Raw genomic sequence first — 18,426 nt, forward strand, 5'->3', positions numbered from 1 at the left:
TCCTGGCGGCAAGATGCCGCGCGGGTCTTCAGTTGTTTGCTGGGCTCGGCGCGATCATGGCGCTGGGTGAGGTCCTCTCCGTCCCCCCTGCGGCCGCAGCCTGCGCACCTTCCCCTGTCAGCAGCGGCGACATCGTTACCTGTACCGGGCTCGACACCAACGGGGTGGGCAGCGGCCTGGAAGACCATGTCACCGTGACGGTCGCTCCGAACGCGCTGATCGCACCTGCCACAGCCGGCTTCGGCATCAATCTCACCGCCAGCAACACCATCACCAACAACGGCGTCGTCACCGGTTCAGGTGGCGGCATTCAGGCCACCGACCACAACACCATTGTCAACACCGGGACCATCGGCGGCTCCGGCGATCTCGGCATCAACGTCGGCAACGGCAACGGCATCACCAATGCCGGGGCGGTCAGCGGCAACTTCATCGGCATCGCCGCGCAGGACTTCAACACCATCGTCAACAACGGCGTGATCACCGGAACGAATGCCTACGGGATCCTGCTCGGCAACAACAACACGCTGACCAATGGCGGCATCATCACCGGCCTGTTCGCCGGGGTGCTCGCACAGGACAGCAACACCATCACCAACAATGGCACGATCGCCGCCGCTGACCGCGGCTTCGCCATCGCGCTGGCCGGCCGCGGGTCGGTGACCAATAACGGCCAGATCATGGCCGGCGCGGGCGGCGCAGGCATCGCTGCCCAGGATATCAGCACCATCATCAACAACGGCCTGATCACGGCCGGTATCGGCGGCGCCGGCGTGCTCACGTCGGGCGGCACCTTCATCAACAACGGCACCATTCGATCGGGCGGTTACAGCCTCTACGGCGGGGCGTTCTCGGGAACGGCCACGTTCATCAACAATGGCAGGCTTGACGGCGTCATCCAGCTCGGCGGGCCGATCCCCGGCACCACGCTCGTCAACAACGGCGTCATCGCCATCAGCAGCCCGGACACGCCGCTCGGCCGCGCGACGAACTCGACCTACTGGCATTTCATCGATGCCAGCTTCGTGCAGAGTTCGACCGGCACGCTGGAATTGCGCGTCAACCGCGACGGCCTGAGCGACGGACTCAGTGCCGCCACCCCGCACCTCGGCGGCACCTTGCGCGCGGTGCTGCAGCCGGGGCTGTACGATCCGGTGACGGTCTATCACAGCGTCGTCGCCAATTGCGGCTGCACCGGCGGTGACCTCAACGGCACGCGCTTCGGCGCGGTGGTCGCGTCCGCGCCCTTGTTCTTCACGGCCGTGGCCAACTACGTCAACGATCCGTCGCTCGGCACCGGCATCAACGCTGTCGACCTCGTGCTGACGCGGCTTCCGTTCGGCGCCGTCCCCGGCGAGACGGTCAACCAGCGCGCGGTCGGAACGGCGCTGGAGCGCGGCTATTCGACCACCCTGACCGGCGCGCTCGCGACATTCTACGGCAGCCTGCTGACGAGCAGCTCGCTCGGCGCGCTCGACCAGATGTCCGGCGAAGGCACCATCGCCACCCAGCAGACCGCGCTGCTGGCGAACGCGATGTTCATGAACGCGCTGATGACCGACATCACGGCCGCGTTCGCCGCGACCAGCGGCGGCCCGGAGGCGCTCGGCTATGCATCGCCCCAGCCGATGCATCCGGCGTTACAACGCTTCGCCAAGGCCCCCGACCTCGACGAGGCCTGGCGCTGGCGGTTCTCCGCAGGGGGCTTCGGTGGTGGCCTCACCAGCCGCGGCAATGCGGCGACCGGCAGCGCCGACCAGACCGCGAGCGGCGGCGCAGCGCTCGCCAGCCTCAGCTACCGGGTCGATCCGCAATGGCTGGTCGGCGTAGCGCTCAGCGGCGGCCGGTTCTCGTTTGCCTCGGCGCCCCGTGCCACCACCGGCGACCTCGACACCGTCCAGGCGGCGGTGTTCGTGCGCGGCGACTGGAACACGTTCCGCGTGACCGCGGCACTCGATGTCGCGACCTTCGACAACACGACCTCCCGCGTCATTGCCGGTGTCGGCCCAGCCGAGGTGGCCCGCGCCAACTTCTCCAGCGAGCTCGTCGGCGGCCGGCTCGAGATCGCGCGTCCCATCGCGTGGAGCGGCATCACCGTGGCACCGTTCGCCGCCATCGCCCCCGCAACGCTGTGGCAGCGGGCGCGCAACGAGACCAGCGTGGTGCTGGGCAGCGGCGCCCCGGGCTTGCTCGGCCTGTCCTATGCACCGGTGACGGTCACCTCGCTGCCCACCTTCCTCGGCATCCAGCTCGACACCATCCTCGATCTCGGCGCCGGACGAACGCTGACGCCATCGGCACGCGTGGCATGGGTTCACGAGTTCCGGCCGGATCGCAGCCAGGATGCATCGTTCATCGCTTTGCCGGCATCGACATTCACGGTGTTCGGCCCGCGCGTCGCGCCGGATGCGGTGCAGGTCGATGCCGGCCTGCGGCTGGCGCTGACCCGCGCGGTCCTGCTGCAGGCCAATTTCACCGGCGAACTCTCAAACAGCCGCAGCCAGTATGCCGGCTCCGGCGGCCTTCGGATCACCTGGTGAAGCACCGAGACTCTCTCCACCGATTTTTTCTCGACGGGTAACTGCACCTTAACCATTGGAACGCTTCTTGCTTAGGAAGCGGCGAGTGTCGGCGATGCGATACCGGTTTCGTGATCCAGCGGATGCGAGACTTGATCGCGCCTCACCGATGCAACGCCATAGGATGCAATGGGCGAGCGATGGTGCAGAGATGAAAATCTATCTTCTCTTGATGCTGATGGGCGCGCTGCTGACCGCCATCCGGATGACCTCCCTGCCTGAATCCCGGTCAGAGACGCTGCCGCAATAGTCAGCCGTCACACGCTGCCGAGTGCGAGCGGCCGCTCGCCGCGCATCACCGCCTGCACCGCCGGATGCGGCTGTCCTGCGTCATCATGGAGCGCAATTCCTGCAAGGAGCTGCAGCGGCGCGCGCCCGCCTTTCACCGCCCGCACCACAATCCGGATTGCGGGTGAGGCGGGATCCGGATGCACCGGCAGGAGACACAGGCTGCCGAAGCCGCGCTCCAGCGCCGCCATCACCTCGGTCAACGCGTCCGCCCGCCAGATCAGCGTCAGCACGCCGCCGGGCCTGAGCACGCGACGGGCAGCATGCACCCAGGCCTCGAGCGTTCCGGTCTCGGCGTGATGCGCGAGCCCCCGCGCGGCATCCGGCGACCGGCGATGCCGGGCGGGATCGTTGAATGGCGGATTCATCAGCACCACGTCAGCGCCGTCAGCCGGCAGTCCGGCGGCTGCGAATGCTGCGGCGCCAGCCGTCACATCGAGTTCCAGCACCCGGGCGGACAGCGCATTGACGGCGGCATTGTGCCGCGCCAGCCCGGCAAGCCCCGGATCGATCTCCACCAGCGTCAGGTCGAGCCCGCCGACCCGGCGGGCAAGGGCGAGCCCAGCCGCCCCGACACCGGCCCCGAAATCCACCGCCCGGTCGCCGGCACGGGCCGCCGTCGCCGCCGCCAGCAGGACCGCATCGTGGCCTGACCGGTGGCCGCGCCGGCGCTGGCGCAGCAGCAGCCTGCCGCCGAGAAAAGCGTCGTCCGTGAGAATTTCGGCCTCAGTCATCGGCCCGCAGCTCGTGCGCAAGGCCCGCTTCGGTGAGGAGCCGCCGGGCCGCCCGCAGATCGTCCTCGGCGACCAGCAGCCGGCGCGGCAGCACCCCGAGCGAACCTTCGATAATGCTCATGTTCTGGTCGAGCACGAGATGGCCGATCCCGGCCCCGTCGAGCAGCGCCTCCACCGCCGAAACCAGCACCATGTCATTGGTCCGCAACAATTCCCGCACGCCGCCGCCCCCTTGGTGATCGATATGGTATTGAGGGGCCATGGGATTTGACGCCCTCGCCGCAATGCGGCAGATTCCCGCCAGATATGAGCTTCAAAACTCCTGGAGATCCGGCGTGGCGGTGATTGTTCCTTTCGAGAGTCCCTCGACGGGGTCGATAGATGAACTGGTGGCCCTTGTCGCCTCCGACATGGAACGGGTCAACAGCACCATCCTGTCGCGGACCGGCTCCGAAGTCACCATGATCCCGGAGGTCGCCAACCACCTGATCTCCTCGGGGGGCAAGCGGTTGCGGCCGATGCTGACCCTCGCCATGGCCCAGCTCGCCGGCTATTCCGGCGATGGCCACATCAAGCTCGCCGCCGCGGTCGAGTTCATGCACACCGCCACATTGCTGCACGACGACGTCGTCGACGAGAGCGAGCTGCGGCGCGGCAAGCTGTCCGCCCGCATGGTGTGGGGCAACGAGGCCAGCGTGCTGGTCGGCGACTTCCTGCTGGGCCAGGCGTTCCGGATGATGGTCGAGGTCGGCTCGCTGCGCGCGCTGGACATTCTGTCGGCCGCCGCCGCAACCATCGCCGAGGGCGAGGTCGCCCAGCTCGCCGCCGCCAAGAACACCGCCACCACCGAGGACGAATACCTCGCGGTCATCCGCGGCAAGACCGCCGAGCTGTTCGCCGCCGCCTGCGAGGTCGGGCCGGTGGTCGCCAACCGCCCCAAAGCGGAACAGACCGCCTGCCGCTCGGTCGGCATGAATCTCGGCATCGCCTTCCAGCTGGTCGACGACGTCCTCGATTACGGCGGCAAGGCCGCCAAGCTCGGCAAGAACGTCGGCGACGATTTCCGCGAAGGCAAGATCACCCTGCCGGTGGTGCTGGCGTTCCGACGCGGCAGCGATGTCGAGCGCGCGTTCTGGATCCGCACGCTGGAGCGCGGCGAGATCGGCGACGGCGACCTCGATCATGCCATCGGCCTGATGGCCAAGCACCGCACGCTGGAAGACACCCTCACCCGCGCCCATCACTATGGCGCCATGGCGGTCGATGCGCTGGCGCTGTTCCCGTCGTCGCCGATGAAGACCGCGCTCGAGCAGGTCGTCGCCTTCTGCCTCGCGCGCTCGCACTGACGTCCGCCTGATCGCTCCTCCGATCCACCGCCGCCGGACACCGGCGGTGGTGCGCGCCGCAGTCCCCGGGAGCGAGACATGCTGCAGACCCTCGCGATCTCGAACTACCGCTCGATCCGTGACCTCGCCATTCCGCTCGACCGTCTCAACGTGGTGACCGGCCCGAACGGCAGCGGCAAGTCGAGCCTCTATCGCGGCCTGCGGCTGTTGGCGGAAACGGCACAGGGGCAGCTCGTCGGCTCGCTGGCGCGCGAGGGCGGCGTGCAGTCGACGTTCTGGGCAGGGCCTGAAACGATCTCGCGCGAGGTGCGCGCCCGCAAACATCCGGTGCAGGGCACCATACGAAAGAAGCCGATGCAACTGCGGCTCGGCTTCGGCGCCGAGGACCTCAGCTACGCCATTGCGATGATCGAGCTGCGCAAGGATTTCGGCGAGACCGGCCTCGCCGGCGACGATCCGGATCGCCCCGCCCTGCTCAATGGGCACGCGCGCTGGACGTGGCCGGAGCGCTGAAGCAGCCGTTTGCTCAGCTCAGGACGCTGGCCTCGACCCACCACTGCGGATGGTCGCCGCGGATCGCGGCTGCGGCAGCGCTGGCTTCGCCGGCGGTGGAATAGATGCCGAAGCAGGTCGCCCCCGAGCCCGACATGCGCGCGAGCCGCACGCCGTGGGTCGCATGCAGTGCTTCCAGAACGTCGGCGATCACCGGCTGGATGCGGATCGCCGGCGCCTCGAGGTCGTTGATGCCGCCGATCAGCGCGTCAAGCCAGGCGTCGGCGCCGGCTCCAGCGGGCGGCCAGGCGATCGCCTCCAGCACTTCCGAGAAGCCGGTGCGCAGCTGGCCCGGCTTGAGCCCGAGCGCAGCAAAGACGTCCTTGGTCGCCACCGGCACGCGCGGGTTGACCAGCACGCAGGGCAGCGGCGGCAAATCGATCGGCGTGATGGTCTCCCCGACCCCTGTCATGATGCAGGCCCGCGAGGCGATACAGACCGGAATGTCGGCGCCGGTGGCGCGCGCCACCGCCATGATCCGCGCATCGTCGGCAGTGAGATTGTTGCTGGTCGCGAGCAACCGCAGGGCCGCGGCCGCATCCGCCGAACCGCCACCGATGCCGGCCGCGGCCGGCAGATGCTTGTCGAGAGTGAAATGTCCCGACTTCAACCCGGCAACGCGCTCGCCGAGCGCCCGGGCTGCACGGAACACGAGATTGTCGCTGAGCGCGCCGCACTCGGCGGCACGCGGGCCGGTGACGGTGAGGCTGGCCTCGGAGGCTGGTGCGAGGGTCAGGCCGTCGGCCGCGCCGGCGAACGCCACCACGCTCTCGAGCTCATGGTAGCCATCGGGGCGGCGCCCCAGCACCCGGAGCGTGAGATTGACCTTTGCGCGCGCGCTCTCAGTCAGCGGCATCATGACGAACCAGTTCCCAAGCGAGCCGGACGCGGCCCGTCCGGCATGCCCTAGAGCATTTTCCAGCCAAGGGAAACGTGCTTGTTCAGGAAGGGCCCGGGGCGGACTGTCAGCCGCCCTTGTCGTCCTTCTTGTCCTTGTCGGCGGAGGCCGCTGCCGGCGACGCATCGTCGGGCAGGCCATTCTTGATCTTGGCCTCGATCTTGGGCAGCTCCTCGGGATCGGGCTTCAGGTCACGGGCATGAGCCCACTGGAAGCCCGCCTCGAGCTTGCGGCCGACCCGCCAGTAGGCATCGCCGAGGTGATCGTTGATGGTCGGATCCTCGGGCTTGAGGTCGACGGCGCGCTCCAGCGTCTTCACCGCATCCTCGTAGTTGCCGATGCGGAAGTACGCCCAGCCCAGCGAGTCAACGATGTAGCCGTCATCCGGGCGCTGCTCGACGGCGCGGCGGATCATCTTCATCGCCTCGTCGAGGTTGGTGCCCTGGTCGATCCAGGAATAGCCGAGATAGTTGAGGACATGCGCCTGGTCAGGCTGCATCTCCAGCGCCTTCTTCAGATCGGCCTCGGCCTTCGGCCACTGCCTGGAGCGCTCCTCGCAGATGCCGCGGAAGTAGAACAGCACCCAGTTCGGCTTGTCGGTGGTGAGATCGATGCCCTGCGAGTAGGTGGTGGCGCAGTCTTCGAACTTCTTGCGCGAGCGCTCGATGTTGCCGAGCGCCATCACGGCTTCGACATCCTTCGGATCCTGCGCGATGGTCTCCTTGAGAATCTTGATGGCCTCGTCGCCGCGGTCGGCGGCGTCGAGATCGGTGGCAAGCTGGATCTGGGCGTTACGCTTGAGCGGCGAGTTGGCCGGCACGCGCTCATAGACCTTGATCGCCATCTGCGGCTTCTTCACCGATTCATAGAGGTCGGCGAGCGACAGCAGCGCCAGCGCGTGGCGCGGCTCGAGATAGAGCGCAAGCTGCAGATAGACCAGCGCGAGGTCTTCGCCGCCGCGGCGGGTCAGCGACGCGCCGATGCCATACAGCGCCTCCGCGGCGCCGGCCTGGGGCGAATCGGCCAGCGGCGGCAGCTTCTTGCCGGCCTTGGTCTCGCGCAGGGCGTCGACCACCAGCGGATGGCGGGCGAGCTTCTTGTCGAAAGCCTCATAGATCGCGGCGGCGGCCGCCGGGTCCTTCGCCCGCGACAGCCAGTGCGCATAGGCTTCCGCCACGCGCAGGGCCGAATCGTCGAGCCTGTAGGCGCGCTCGAGGCGCACGCCGGCGTCCTTCGATTTGCCGGCGAGGTCGAGCAGCATGCCGGTATGGAAGTCCTTGAACAGCGGGTACCACTCCGGACCCTGCAGCTTGTCGATGCTGGCGACCGCGGCCTGGGTGTTGCCGGCGCCGTACTGCGCCCAGCCGGACAGCAATGCCGCGACGAGATCGGTGATCGGCCCGCGCACCGACTGGTTGATGTTCTGCTGGGCGGCGCCATAGCGCTTCAGCTTGAGGTCGCGCACGCCGACCACGAGGCGCGCCACGCGGTTGTTCTTGTCGATGACCAGAATGCGTTCGCCGAGCTTGACCGCCTCGTCGATATCACCCTCGGCGAGGGACGAGATGAAGGCGCGGTCGAGCAGTTCGTTGTTCTTTGGGTCGGAGCGCAGCGCCGAGCGGTAGAACGCCGCGGCGGAGCCCGCGTCGCGCTCGACGCTGGCATGGCGCGCGGCGAGATAGCTGCCGGCAGTGGTCATCGTCATCAGATCACGGCTGGTCGGAAAGGCCGCCGCGGCCGCCTTCGCGGCGTCGCCCTTGGCGGTCTCCGGCTTGAGGGCGTCCTGCGCCTGAGCCGTCAGTGGGCCCGCAGCGAGCGCGGTCACGGTGACGGCGGCAATCGCCAGACGATTGAAACGAATGAACTTCATCACGGCTCGCCTGGCTCCAAGACTAGATCCCAGATTTTGATGGACGGGTTCGGGCATCAGCGGATTGTGCAATGACAGCCTTCACGACCGTTCGCAACGGCCCGATCCGTTGTCGTTGCGCGCCACCCGACGCGCCATGTCGCGACAATGGCGCTTTTGCTGCGCCATCGCAAGAACATGCAGGAGACGATGGCCCTCGCAGTGTGGCGGGATCGTGGCCGATGTCGCTGCGACAGGATTGGGCATGCGTCCGACACGGCGAAGCCAGCATAAATTCCTGAAGCCGGTCACAAACAAGGCGCCCGGCAACCAGTCGTCGCCGGACGCGTCGCCCACAATGTCGTGATCGGAGGCGAGAAACCTCACATCGCCTGATAGTTGGGCCCGCCGCCGCCCTCCGGCGGAACCCAGGTGATGTTGCCGTTCGGGTCCTTGATGTCGCAGGTTTTGCAATGGACGCAGTTCTGGGCGTTGATGACGAATCGGGGTTCGCTGCCCTCTTCCACCCATTCATAGACGCCGGCCGGGCAATAGCGGTTGGAGGGACCGGCGAACACATCGTGCTCGGATGTCCGCTGCAGGGTCATATCCCTCACCTTCAGGTGGATCGGCTGATCCTCCTCATGGTTGGTGTTGGACAGGAACACCGAGGAGAGCTTGTCGAAGGTGAGTTTGCCATCGGCCTTGGCCGCCGGCACCGGGCTATGCACCCTGGCCTGGTCGAGCGTGGCGCGATCCGGCTTGGCGTGGGCCTGGGTGCCGAACAGCGAGAAGCCGAACAGCGTGTTGGTCCACATGTCGATGGCGCCGAGCGGCGCGCCCAGCAGGGTGCCGAACTTCGACCACAGCGGCTTGACGTTGCGGACCTTGTAAAGATCCTGGCCGACCGGCGAGGATCGCCAGGCGTTCTCGTATTCGGACAATTCGTCGTTGGCACGGCCGGCGGCGAGCGCCGCGGCGACATGCTCCGCCGCGAGGAGACCCGAGCCCATGGCGTTGTGGACGCCCTTGATGCGCGGCACGTTGACGAAGCCCGCGGCGCAGCCGATCAGCGCGCCGCCGGCGAACGACAGCCGCGGCACCGACTGATAGCCGCCTTCAGTGATGGCGCGGGCGCCATAGGCGAGGCGCTTGCCGCCCTCGAACACGTCGCGCACCAGCGGATGGGTCTTGAAGCGCTGGAACTCGTCGAACGGCGACAGATAGGGATCGGCATAGTTGAGGTGGACGACGAAGCCGACGGCGACGAGATTGTCGTCGTAGTGGTACAGGAACGAGCCGCCGCCGGTGGAATTGTTGAGCGGCCAGCCGAACGAATGCTGGATCAGGCCCTTCTTGTGCTTGGCAGGATCGATCTGCCAGACCTCCTTGAGGCCGATGCCGAATTTCGGCGGCTCGCTCTTGGCGTCGAGGGCGAATTTGGCGATCAGCTGCTTGGACAGCGAGCCGCGGGCGCCTTCGGCAAACAGCGTGTACTTGCCGAGCAATTCCATGCCACGGGTAAAGGACGCCTTGGGCTCGCCGTCGCGGCCGATGCCCATGTCGCCGGTGGCGATGCCGCGCACTTCACCGTGCTCGCCATAGATCACTTCGGTCGCCGCGAAGCCGGGATAGATCTCGACGCCCAGCGCCTCGGCTTTGGTCGCGAGCCAGCGGCAGACGTTGCCGAGCGAGCCGATGTAGCAATGATGGTTGTCCATCAGCGGCGGCATCAGGAAGTTCGGCAGGCGAATCTTGAGGCTGGACGTCGTCCAGTAGAAGTGGTCGTCCTTGACCTGGGTCTTCAGCGGGCAGTCGGCATCCTCGCGCCAGTCGGGCACCAGCTTGTCGAGGCCGGCGGGATCGATCACCGCACCCGACAGGATGTGGGCGCCGACTTCCGAGCCTTTTTCGACCACGACGACGCTGAGGTCGGGGTTGAGCTGCTTGAGGCGGATCGCGGTGGTGAGGCCAGACGGGCCCGCTCCGACGATCACGACGTCGAATTCCATGGATTCGCGCGGCGGCAGCGGCTCGGTGCTCATGCTGTGATCTCGGATACCCTGATTAAGAACGTTTCCAAGCCTGTTGTTTCCGATTTTTCGGCCGCCGACAACCCCTAGTCCTCACGGCCGGACGCCCCTTCAGCCGCCACCTATGGACCGGCGGGGCGCTTGTATGCCACATGGGGCGTATCACCGCCCTGCTTTCCGATCTAACATGGCGCCCAGGTCCCTCCCGGGCCCGCGCGCCCCTCTCCCACGATAGCAATGCTGCCCGAACCGCTGCCAACCGTTCACGACCTGCTCGCCTTCTATCTCGAGGCCGGGGTGGACTGCGCGCTGTCGGACACGCCGATCGACCGGCTCGCCGAGGAGACGGTGAACGAGATGGCGCCGACGGCCCAGCGGCCCGCGCTGCGTCCATCCGCGCCGATCGCCCCGGCCATGCCGGCCGCGGCGCCCATGGCGCGCGGCGACGCCGCACCGGCGCCGGACATCGCCATCACCTCGGCCCGCGAGGCCGCGCGTACCGCGACCACGCTGGAGGAACTGCGGGCGCTGCTGGAAACCTTCGACGGCTGCGCGCTGAAATTCACCGCGACGCGGCTGGTGTTCGCCGACGGCAATCCGAAAGCGCGCATCATGTTCGTCGGCGAAGCGCCCGGCCGCGACGAGGACATCGAGGGCCTGCCCTTCGTCGGCCGCTCCGGCAAGCTGCTCGACCTGATGATCGGCGCGATCGGCCTCGACCGCACCAAGGTCTACATCGCCAATGTCATTCCCTGGCGGCCGCCGGGCAACCGCACGCCGACGCCGCAGGAAACCCAGATCTGCCTGCCCTTCATCCAGCGCCAGATCGAGCTGGTCGATCCCGATATCCTGGTGACGATGGGCAACCCGTCGACCCAGACGCTGCTGCGGACGCGCGAGGGCATCATGCGCACCCGCGGCAAGTGGATCGATTATGACACCGGCCGGCGCACCATCCGCGCCATGCCGACCTTCCACCCGGCCTACCTGCTGCGCTCGCCGTCCTATAAGCGCCTATCCTGGCAGGACCTGCGCGCCATCCGCAAGGCACTGACGCCGGCGTGAGGCGAGTGAATGCTGGCCTGAGGCACGGTGTCTCCACATCCTCGGCATCATCACCGGGCCCGTTGATTCTTGTCGGGAAACCAGCCCGAAGCTGGATCCTCGGGTCGCGCGGCTGCGCAGCGGCCCCGGGGATGACGCTGAGAATATCGAGCCGCATCACGCCTCAATGCTGCAGCTCATCGAACGCCGTCGTGAGAAGCGACCGGGCGTATCACCCCTGCTCGAACAGCCGCTTGCGCAGGCGCAGCGCGCGGCCGGACGGACCGCCGGGCGGCATGGTCCGGAACGCGTTGAGGTAGTTGGCCTTGGTGCGCAGGATATGGGCAACCAGCAGGCGTGACAGCCGCGCGGTGTCCTTGGCGCCGATCAGCCGGATCATGGTCTGGTGATCGCGAAAAGAACGCTCCGGCTCGCCTTCGGCCTTGATCGCAAGATGGGTGCGCAGCGCGGCGACGCGGCCGAGGATCTGGCCGTAGGCCCGCTCGAGATAGCGGTTGCGGCAGGCGGCGAAGAACGCGAGGTGAAAATCGGTGTCGGCCCGCCCGTATTCCTGCAGGTCGTCGCGGCGAATCGCATCCGACATCCGCTCCAGTGCAGCGCGCAGCGCCCGCACCAGCTCGGTGGTCTTGCCGCCGGCGAGCGCGAGCCGCACCGCCTGCACCTCGAGGCCGGCGCGATGGTCGCACAGCTCGGCGATGTCCTCGGGCTTCGGCGTGAAGACATAGGTGCCGGACTTGGGGACGATGTGCACGAGGTCCTGCATCTGCAGGATATTGAGCGCCTCGCGCACCGGCGTGCGGCTGACCTCGAACGCCGCGGCCAGCGTGTCCTCGGACAGGCCCTCGCCGAATTCGAACTCGGCATCGACGATCGCGGCGCGTATCCGCTCCGCGATCGTGTGCGCCAGTGTCGGCGCCTTGCTGTCAGGCTTCTTCCCCATGGCGCCATGCTATCCCAGCTGTCGGCCTGACCGATAGCGCCGGACTGAAAGCGCCATGGGGCGATCCCTCAGTCCCGCCGCGCCTTGAGACTGATGCAGAGGAAGAAGCCGAGGATCGGGAAGATCGCCAGCGCCAGCAGCGCGAGCTGGAAGCTGTCGGTCGCCGACTTCACCCAGCCCACGAGGTAGGGGCCGGTGAAGCCGCCGAGCTGCGCAAAGCCGTTGATCGCGGCAAGGCCCCCCGCCGCGGCTGCGCCCGACAGGAACTGGGTCGGCAGCGTCCAGAACACGCCGAGATACGACCACAGGAAGAACGCGCAGGCGCACAGCAGCATCAGGCCGACCAGCGGGCTCGGCGCGAACGTGCTCGCCGCCAGGAACAGGCCGCCGAACAGGCCGGCGATCGCGGTATGGATCTTGCGCTCGCCAGTGCGGTCGGAGCTCTTGGCGATCACCACGAGCCCGATCGCCGCGAACACGAACGGGATCGCCGACACCACGCCGGTCTGCAGCGTCGTCAGGTTGCCGAGGCTCTTGACGATCTGCGGCAGCCACATGATGACGCCGTACACCGCGATGCCGTTGAACATGTAGACCAGCGTCAGCAGCCAGACGCGATAGTCGCTGAAGATCTCGCCGAGCCGGTGGCGGCTATCGACGGCGCCCGCGGCGTGCTCCGCCTTGAGCTGCGCCAGCAACCACTGCCGCTCGTCGTCCTGCAGCCAGCGCGTATCGGTCTCCGGACGATCGACGAGATAGAAGAAGGTGAAGACGCCGAGCAGGATGGCCGGCAAACCTTCGAGCAGGAACATCACCTGCCAGCCGCGAAAGCCGAGCAAGCCGTCGCCGGCATCGATCAGCCAGGCGGACAGCGGCGCCCCGATCACGATCGACAGCACGGTTGCGGCCATGAACGACGCGGTGGCGCGTCCGCGCTCCTTCGCGGGAAACCAGAACGTCAGGTAGAGCAGCACGCCAGGCGCGAAGCCGGCCTCGGCGACGCCGAGCAGGAAGCGCAGCACATAGAACGAGGTCGCGCCCTGCACATAGGCCATGGCGCAGGACACGATGCCCCAGGTCACCATGATGCGGGCGATCCAGATTCGCGAACCCAAGCGATGCAGCATCATGTTGCTGGGGATCTCGAACGCCATGTAGCCGATGAAGAAGATGCCGGCGCCGAGCCCGAACATATAGGGCGTCAGGCCGACGTCCTTGTTCATGTGCAGCGCGGCGAAGCCGATGTTCACCCGGTCGAGATAATTGATGATGAAGCAGATGAAGCAGAACAGCACGATCCGTGTGTTCAGCTTGCCGATGGTGCGATCGCGCACATCCGCGCTGCTGTGCGCAACCTGTGCGCCGATGACATCCGCCATGGTCCCCCCGTTTATCCCGGCCCCGTCACCGATGCGGGGCTTGCCATGCCCCTATAGCCATGGACATCCCCCCACGCAAGTAGCATACATAAACTAGAACCCTAGTTTCGCCTTGCAACGGTTCCGCCGTCGTTGCCCGGCCCATCACGACACGAGGACGCCATGACTGCACCTGCTGCCGACACCGCCTTTTTCCGTGACCGCGTTGTGCTCGTCACCGGCGGCGCCTCCGGCATCGGCCGTGCGGTTACCGAGAAGCTGCTCGCGGCGGGCGCGAAGCTCGCGGTGTGGGATCTGCGCGATGACCGTCTCGCGGAGCTTGCGCGGACCTACGGCGCCCAGGTGCTGACGCGTCATGTCGACGTCTCCGACAAGGCCGCGGTGGACACAGCCGCTGCCGAGGTCGCCTCCAGGCTCGGCCCGATCGACCATGTCGTGAACAATGCGGGCATCATCGGCCGCCGCATGACGGTGCGCGAGCTCGACGCCGCCGAGCTCGAACGCGTCCTCGCGGTCAACCTCAAGAGCGCATTCTATGTCTCGAGCGCATTCTGCCGCCACACCAGCGACAAGCCGCAGCGCTCGATCGTCGGCCTGTCGTCGATCGCCGCGCGCACCGGCGGCATGGTCGGCAGCATCGCCTACGCCACCACCAAGGGCGCGATGTCGAGCTTCACCGTCGCGCTCGCCAAGGAACTGGCGCCGGCCGTGCGGGTCAACGCGCTCGCACCCGGGGTGATCGACACCGAGATCCAGAACGACGTGTTTGCCGACCCCAAGCAGATCGCCGCCATGGCCGACGTCATTCCTCTGAAGCGGCTCGGTACCGCCGCCGAGGTCGCCGACGCTGCGGTGTGGCTGCTGTCGCCGGCCTCCGCCTACATCACCGGCGTGGTGCTGGACGTCTCCGGCGGGCGGTAAACAGCAGGCTCTATTCGCACGATCATCATTCGCATCAGACAACAGGCTCCACCATGACACAGGCGCGTGCGCTGAAAACCCTGCTCGGCCAGGGACGAATCATCCAGGCGCCGGGAGCCCCCGACGCCCTCACCGCGCGCCTTGTGCAGCAGGCCGGCTTTCCCGCGATCTACATGACCGGCTTCGGCGCCACCGCGAGCCGGCTCGGCCTGCCCGATCTCGGCCTGCTGAGCCAGACCGAGATGACCACCCATGCCCGCGACATGACGCGCGCGGTATCCATCCCGGTGATCGCCGACGCCGACACCGGTTATGGCGGCCCGGCGAACATCACCCGGACCGTGCAGGAATATCTGCAGGCCGGCGTCGCGGCGATCCATCTCGAAGACCAGCAGTTGCCGAAGCGCTGCGGCCAGCTCGCGGGCGTGCGCCTGATCCCGGCGGAAGAAAACGTGCGACGGCTGCGCTGTGCGCTCGCGGCGCGCGGCGACAGCGACATGCTGATCATCGCGCGCACCGACGCGCTGCCGGCCGCCGGCGCGGCGGAAGCGATCCGGCGCGCCAGGATGTACCAGGACACAGGCGTCGACCTGGTGTTCGTCGACGGCATCAAGACCATCGCCGAGGTCGAGACGGTGGCCAAGGCGATCGAGGGCCCGAAAGTGGTCAGCATCGTCGACGGCAACGAGACCACCGCCCTGACCGCGCGAGACCTCGAGCAGATGGGGTTCCAGCTTGCCTTCTACGCGGTGTCGACGCTGTTCTCCGCGGTCAAGGCGATCGCCGACACGCTGGCGGTGCTCAAGCGCGACGGCACCCCGCGCGCCCGCGCCACCGACATGGTGAGCTATCAGGAGTACAGCGCCATCGTCGGGCTGTCCGAGTTCGAGCATCTCGACGAGGCCTATGGCTGGTCGGCCGGTTCCTGACGGCATCTTATCCACTGGGCATGCAGTCCAGGGGCCCGTTCGCGGTAGCGTAAACCGCACGGCGGGACATAGCTGCTATCCCAGACGGCAAAATCGATAGAATTCACCTCCATCTTCCGTCATAAAGGGAACAATTTCCCTTAGTTTGCCGGAATCGAAGAAGAAATGACCGCAATCGCCGTCGACGAGGCCTGTGACGACGCCCGGGCGCGCGCCAATGTGCTGCGGCTGGCCATCGCCCAATCGCTCACCGGCGCCAATGCCGCGGTGATCTTCGCCACCGGCTCGATCATCGGCGCGACGCTGGCGCCGAGCACGTCGCTGGCGACACTGCCACTCACGATCTATGTCGTCGGCATGGCCTGCGGCACGCTGCCGACGGGCGCGATCTCCCGCGCCTTCGGCCGGCGTGTCGCATTCATGCTCGGCACCGGCTGCGGTGCGCTGTGCGGTCTCATCGCCGCGGTCGCGATCCTGCGCGGCTCCTTCGCCCTGTTCTGCTTTGCCACGTTCCTCGGCGGCCTCTATGCCGCGGTGGCGCAGTCCTATCGTTTCGCCGCGGCCGACGGCGCCAGCGCGTCCTACCGGCCGAAAGCGATCTCCTGGGTGATGGCGGGCGGCGTGTTCGCCGGCGTGCTCGGTCCGCAGCTCGTGCAGTGGACCATGGATATCTGGCCGCCGTTCCTGTTCGCGGCCAGCTTCGTCGCCCAGATGGTGATCGCACTGGTGGCGATGGCGGTGCTGGCCGGCGTCGATGCACCGCCGCCGGCCGCGACCGACCTCGCCGATGGCCGGCCGCTCGTGACGATCGCACGGCAGCCGCGATTCGTCGCCGCGGCGCTGTGCGGCACGGTCGCCTACACCATGATGAACCTGCTGATGACCTCGGCGCCGCTGGCGATGAAGTTCTGTGGCCTGAGCGTCAGCGATTCCAATTTCGGCATCCAGTGGCACGTGGTGGCGATGTATGCGCCGAGCTTCGTCACCGGCACGCTGATCGCGCGCTTCGGCGCGCCGCGGGTGGTGGCGGCCGGGTTGCTGCTCGAAGCGCTCGCCGCGGCCATCGGCCATTCCGGCATCACCGCGCTGCATTTCTGGGTGACGCTGATCGTGGTCGGGCTGGGGTGGAATTTCGCCTTCGTCGGCGCGTCCGCGCTGGTTGTCGAGACCCACCGCCCCCAGGAGCGCAACAAGGTGCAGGCGTTCAACGATTTCCTGGTGTTCGGGATGATGGCGATCGGGTCGTTCTCGTCAGGCCAATTGCTGACGAATTACGGCTGGCCGACGGTCACGGCCGTCGTGTTCCCACCGGTTGCACTGGCTCTGGCGGTTCTGATCATCACCGCGCGGGCGCGACGAGGGACTGTCCAAGCCTGAAGACCTGCTGAAGTCCTGCCCCGTCAGGACGATTTCGGCCGCACGATTCCCCAGCCGACCCGCAACTGCGGCAGGCGGCCATTGACGGTGCGCTCGAACGCGCGCGGCACTTCCGGCGCGATGCCGGGAAAGCGCCTCGCGATATCCTCGGGCGGCGTGCCGGCGGTGTCGGCGGCGCGCCACACCACGATGCCGCCGGTCGCCGCGAATTTCGCATCGCTCAGCCACGGCGTGCGCTCGGGCATGGCGTCGAGGAACAGGTGCGGCTGACGCGCAGCACCAAGCGCGATCAACGAGGCAAGCTGCGGATCGCCGGCAACTGCACGCAGCGGCTGCCCGGTGCGCCGCTCGAAGCTCTCACCGAAGAAGCGGCCGATCTCCGCCGCCGGCAGCGAGGTTGGCACCTCGACACCAGCCCAGGGCTGCAACAGCACGAACAGCAGCGTCGCCGCTGCAGGGGCGGCAATAATCGCGGCCCACACCGTGCGCAGCACCTCCTGCCGCCGCAACGGAATGAGGTCGCCAGCGAACAGGATTGCGGCGAGCCCGGCCGGCAGCAGCACCGTGCCCGCACCGCCGGTGATCTGCGCAAAGCCGAACAGGGCGGTGAGAAGCGTCAGCACCAGCGCCGGGGCACAAGCGAAGAACAGCACATATTGGCGAGCGAACGGATCGACCGGCGGACGGAAGATGGCAGGGGCATCGTCCGGCTTCTGCGACCAGCGCCGGGCGTTGAAGATGGCGAGGATCGCAATGCCCGCCATCGCCAGCACCAGGCCGAGCAGCAATTCACCCCAGCGCGTGGCGCGCGCGCCGGCCTCCTGCAGTGGCGGCAGCGGCGGCAGGTGTAGCGAGTTGGCGCGTACCAGCCACATCAGATAGGGCAGCACCAGCACCACGATCACGATCAGCGCGAACCACGGATCGAGCGAGGCGAGCGCGCGGCGGCCGCGCGCAGTCGCCAACATGAAGCCGAGCAGCAGCGCCAGCAGCACGATCGCCGCGTGGGTGGTCAGCAGCAACAGGCCGGCCTCGATCGACAACGCGAACCAGGCGTTGCCGCGGCCCTGTCCCGTCACCCGGAAACCATGCAGCAGCACCAGTGCCCACAGCGGCCGCGCCAGCACCTGGGGACCGAATTCGACGCCGGGAAAGCTGAACACCCCGAAGGTCGCGGTCAGCATCACCGCGAGCACGGCCTGCTGGCGGCCGACCACCGCGGCGCCGAGTTCGAACAGCGCCCACATGGTGACGACGAAACAGGCCTGCGACAGCAGATAGACGCCGACGACATGATGCCCCGCGGCACGGAAGGCGATGTCGGCGAGCCAGAACGCCAGCGGCGGGCCGATATCGGTCCCGACCTGGTGCTCGCGCCCGAACACCAGCAGCGTCGCGACGTCGCCCGGCGGACTGCGATACAGCAGCGTCGGCAGCAGCAGCCACAGCGCCGCCTGCGCCAGCACCACGATCCAGAAGATCAATTTGGGGCGCGCGCGGACCAGTTCGACGATCAGGGAGGTGAAACGCATGCGG

Annotated in this window: 16 protein-coding genes; 8 read left to right on the forward strand and 8 right to left on the reverse strand. The window is 67.5% G+C overall.

Features of this window, described 5'->3' with window-relative positions:
* Positions 1 to 56 precede the first annotated feature (56 nt).
* Both AB4Z37_RS00110 and AB4Z37_RS00115 read left to right on the forward strand, forming a co-directional pair.
* Entirely contained in the window at positions 57 to 2,540 is a 2,484-nt protein-coding gene (locus AB4Z37_RS00110; RefSeq protein ID WP_441514644.1) for an autotransporter outer membrane beta-barrel domain-containing protein, read from the forward strand.
* An 85-nt stretch (positions 2,541 to 2,625) separates the two neighbouring features.
* The gene (locus AB4Z37_RS00115; protein ID WP_441514645.1) at positions 2,626 to 2,829 is read left to right on the forward strand and encodes a hypothetical protein; all 204 of its coding nucleotides are present in this window, start codon (positions 2,626 to 2,628) and stop codon (positions 2,827 to 2,829) included.
* Positions 2,830 to 2,836: 7 nt separating this feature from the next.
* Here the strand turns inward: AB4Z37_RS00115 and AB4Z37_RS00120 are convergent, their stop codons facing one another.
* Complete coding sequence (locus AB4Z37_RS00120) at positions 2,837 to 3,601, reverse strand: tRNA1(Val) (adenine(37)-N6)-methyltransferase (RefSeq protein ID WP_441514646.1); 765 nt, start codon at positions 3,599 to 3,601, stop codon at positions 2,837 to 2,839.
* Positions 3,594 to 3,821: a putative signal transducing protein gene (locus AB4Z37_RS00125; RefSeq protein ID WP_441514647.1), complete on the reverse strand. Its 228-nt coding sequence runs from the start codon at positions 3,819 to 3,821 to the stop codon at positions 3,594 to 3,596. The genes AB4Z37_RS00120 and AB4Z37_RS00125 overlap by 8 nt, the downstream gene beginning before the upstream one ends.
* Positions 3,822 to 3,936: 115 nt before the next feature.
* Between AB4Z37_RS00125 and AB4Z37_RS00130 the strand changes: the two genes are divergently transcribed.
* Positions 3,937 to 4,947 carry a polyprenyl synthetase family protein gene (locus tag AB4Z37_RS00130; protein WP_441514648.1) on the forward strand — a complete coding sequence of 337 codons (1,011 nt, stop codon included), beginning with the start codon at positions 3,937 to 3,939 and terminating at the stop codon, positions 4,945 to 4,947.
* 78 nt (positions 4,948 to 5,025) lie between these two features.
* Positions 5,026 to 5,460, forward strand: a complete 435-nt coding sequence (locus AB4Z37_RS00135; RefSeq protein ID WP_441514649.1) for an AAA family ATPase — start codon at positions 5,026 to 5,028, stop codon at positions 5,458 to 5,460.
* 13 nt (positions 5,461 to 5,473) lie between these two features.
* Here AB4Z37_RS00135 and AB4Z37_RS00140 read toward each other — a convergent pair whose 3' ends face one another.
* The 3 genes from AB4Z37_RS00140 to AB4Z37_RS00150 all read right to left on the reverse strand — a co-directional run bounded on the left by AB4Z37_RS00140 (position 5,474) and on the right by AB4Z37_RS00150 (position 10,291).
* Positions 5,474 to 6,358 carry a 4-(cytidine 5'-diphospho)-2-C-methyl-D-erythritol kinase gene (locus AB4Z37_RS00140; RefSeq protein ID WP_441514650.1) on the reverse strand — a complete coding sequence of 295 codons (885 nt, stop codon included), beginning with the start codon at positions 6,356 to 6,358 and terminating at the stop codon, positions 5,474 to 5,476.
* A gap of 106 nt (positions 6,359 to 6,464) precedes the next feature.
* On the reverse strand, positions 6,465 to 8,267 hold the full coding sequence (locus AB4Z37_RS00145; protein WP_441514651.1) for a tetratricopeptide repeat protein: 1,803 nt from the start codon (positions 8,265 to 8,267) through the stop codon (positions 6,465 to 6,467).
* Positions 8,268 to 8,629: 362 nt separating this feature from the next.
* Positions 8,630 to 10,291, reverse strand: a complete 1,662-nt coding sequence (locus AB4Z37_RS00150; protein WP_441514652.1) for an electron transfer flavoprotein-ubiquinone oxidoreductase — start codon at positions 10,289 to 10,291, stop codon at positions 8,630 to 8,632.
* A gap of 225 nt (positions 10,292 to 10,516) precedes the next feature.
* Here AB4Z37_RS00150 and AB4Z37_RS00155 point away from each other — a divergent pair, with 225 nt between their 5' ends.
* Complete coding sequence (locus tag AB4Z37_RS00155) at positions 10,517 to 11,344, forward strand: uracil-DNA glycosylase (protein WP_441514653.1); 828 nt, start codon at positions 10,517 to 10,519, stop codon at positions 11,342 to 11,344.
* 211 nt (positions 11,345 to 11,555) lie between these two features.
* Here AB4Z37_RS00155 and AB4Z37_RS00160 read toward each other — a convergent pair whose 3' ends face one another.
* Positions 11,556 to 12,284 carry a GntR family transcriptional regulator gene (locus tag AB4Z37_RS00160; protein WP_441514654.1) on the reverse strand — a complete coding sequence of 243 codons (729 nt, stop codon included), beginning with the start codon at positions 12,282 to 12,284 and terminating at the stop codon, positions 11,556 to 11,558.
* Between the two features lie 68 nt (positions 12,285 to 12,352).
* The gene (locus tag AB4Z37_RS00165; RefSeq protein WP_441514655.1) at positions 12,353 to 13,663 is read right to left on the reverse strand and encodes an MFS transporter; all 1,311 of its coding nucleotides are present in this window, start codon (positions 13,661 to 13,663) and stop codon (positions 12,353 to 12,355) included.
* A gap of 162 nt (positions 13,664 to 13,825) precedes the next feature.
* On the opposite strand from AB4Z37_RS00165, the gene AB4Z37_RS00170 reads away from it, so the two are divergent.
* The 3 genes from AB4Z37_RS00170 (at position 13,826) to AB4Z37_RS00180 (ending at position 16,890) form a co-directional block, all read left to right on the forward strand.
* Complete coding sequence (locus AB4Z37_RS00170; RefSeq protein WP_441514656.1) at positions 13,826 to 14,584, forward strand: SDR family NAD(P)-dependent oxidoreductase; 759 nt, start codon at positions 13,826 to 13,828, stop codon at positions 14,582 to 14,584.
* A gap of 53 nt (positions 14,585 to 14,637) precedes the next feature.
* On the forward strand, positions 14,638 to 15,513 hold the full coding sequence (locus AB4Z37_RS00175) for an isocitrate lyase/PEP mutase family protein (RefSeq protein ID WP_441514657.1): 876 nt from the start codon (positions 14,638 to 14,640) through the stop codon (positions 15,511 to 15,513).
* 165 nt (positions 15,514 to 15,678) lie between these two features.
* Positions 15,679 to 16,890 carry an MFS transporter gene (locus tag AB4Z37_RS00180; RefSeq protein ID WP_441514658.1) on the forward strand — a complete coding sequence of 404 codons (1,212 nt, stop codon included), beginning with the start codon at positions 15,679 to 15,681 and terminating at the stop codon, positions 16,888 to 16,890.
* Positions 16,891 to 16,913: 23 nt separating this feature from the next.
* On the opposite strand, the gene AB4Z37_RS00185 is transcribed toward AB4Z37_RS00180, so the two are convergent.
* On the reverse strand, positions 16,914 to 18,422 hold the full coding sequence (locus tag AB4Z37_RS00185) for a glycosyltransferase family 39 protein (protein WP_441514659.1): 1,509 nt from the start codon (positions 18,420 to 18,422) through the stop codon (positions 16,914 to 16,916).
* Positions 18,423 to 18,426 lie beyond the last annotated feature (4 nt).

Origin of the sequence: Bradyrhizobium sp. 2TAF24 (assembly GCF_052115025.1) — a bacterium.
In the GTDB taxonomy this organism is placed as follows: domain Bacteria; phylum Pseudomonadota; class Alphaproteobacteria; order Rhizobiales; family Xanthobacteraceae; genus Bradyrhizobium_A.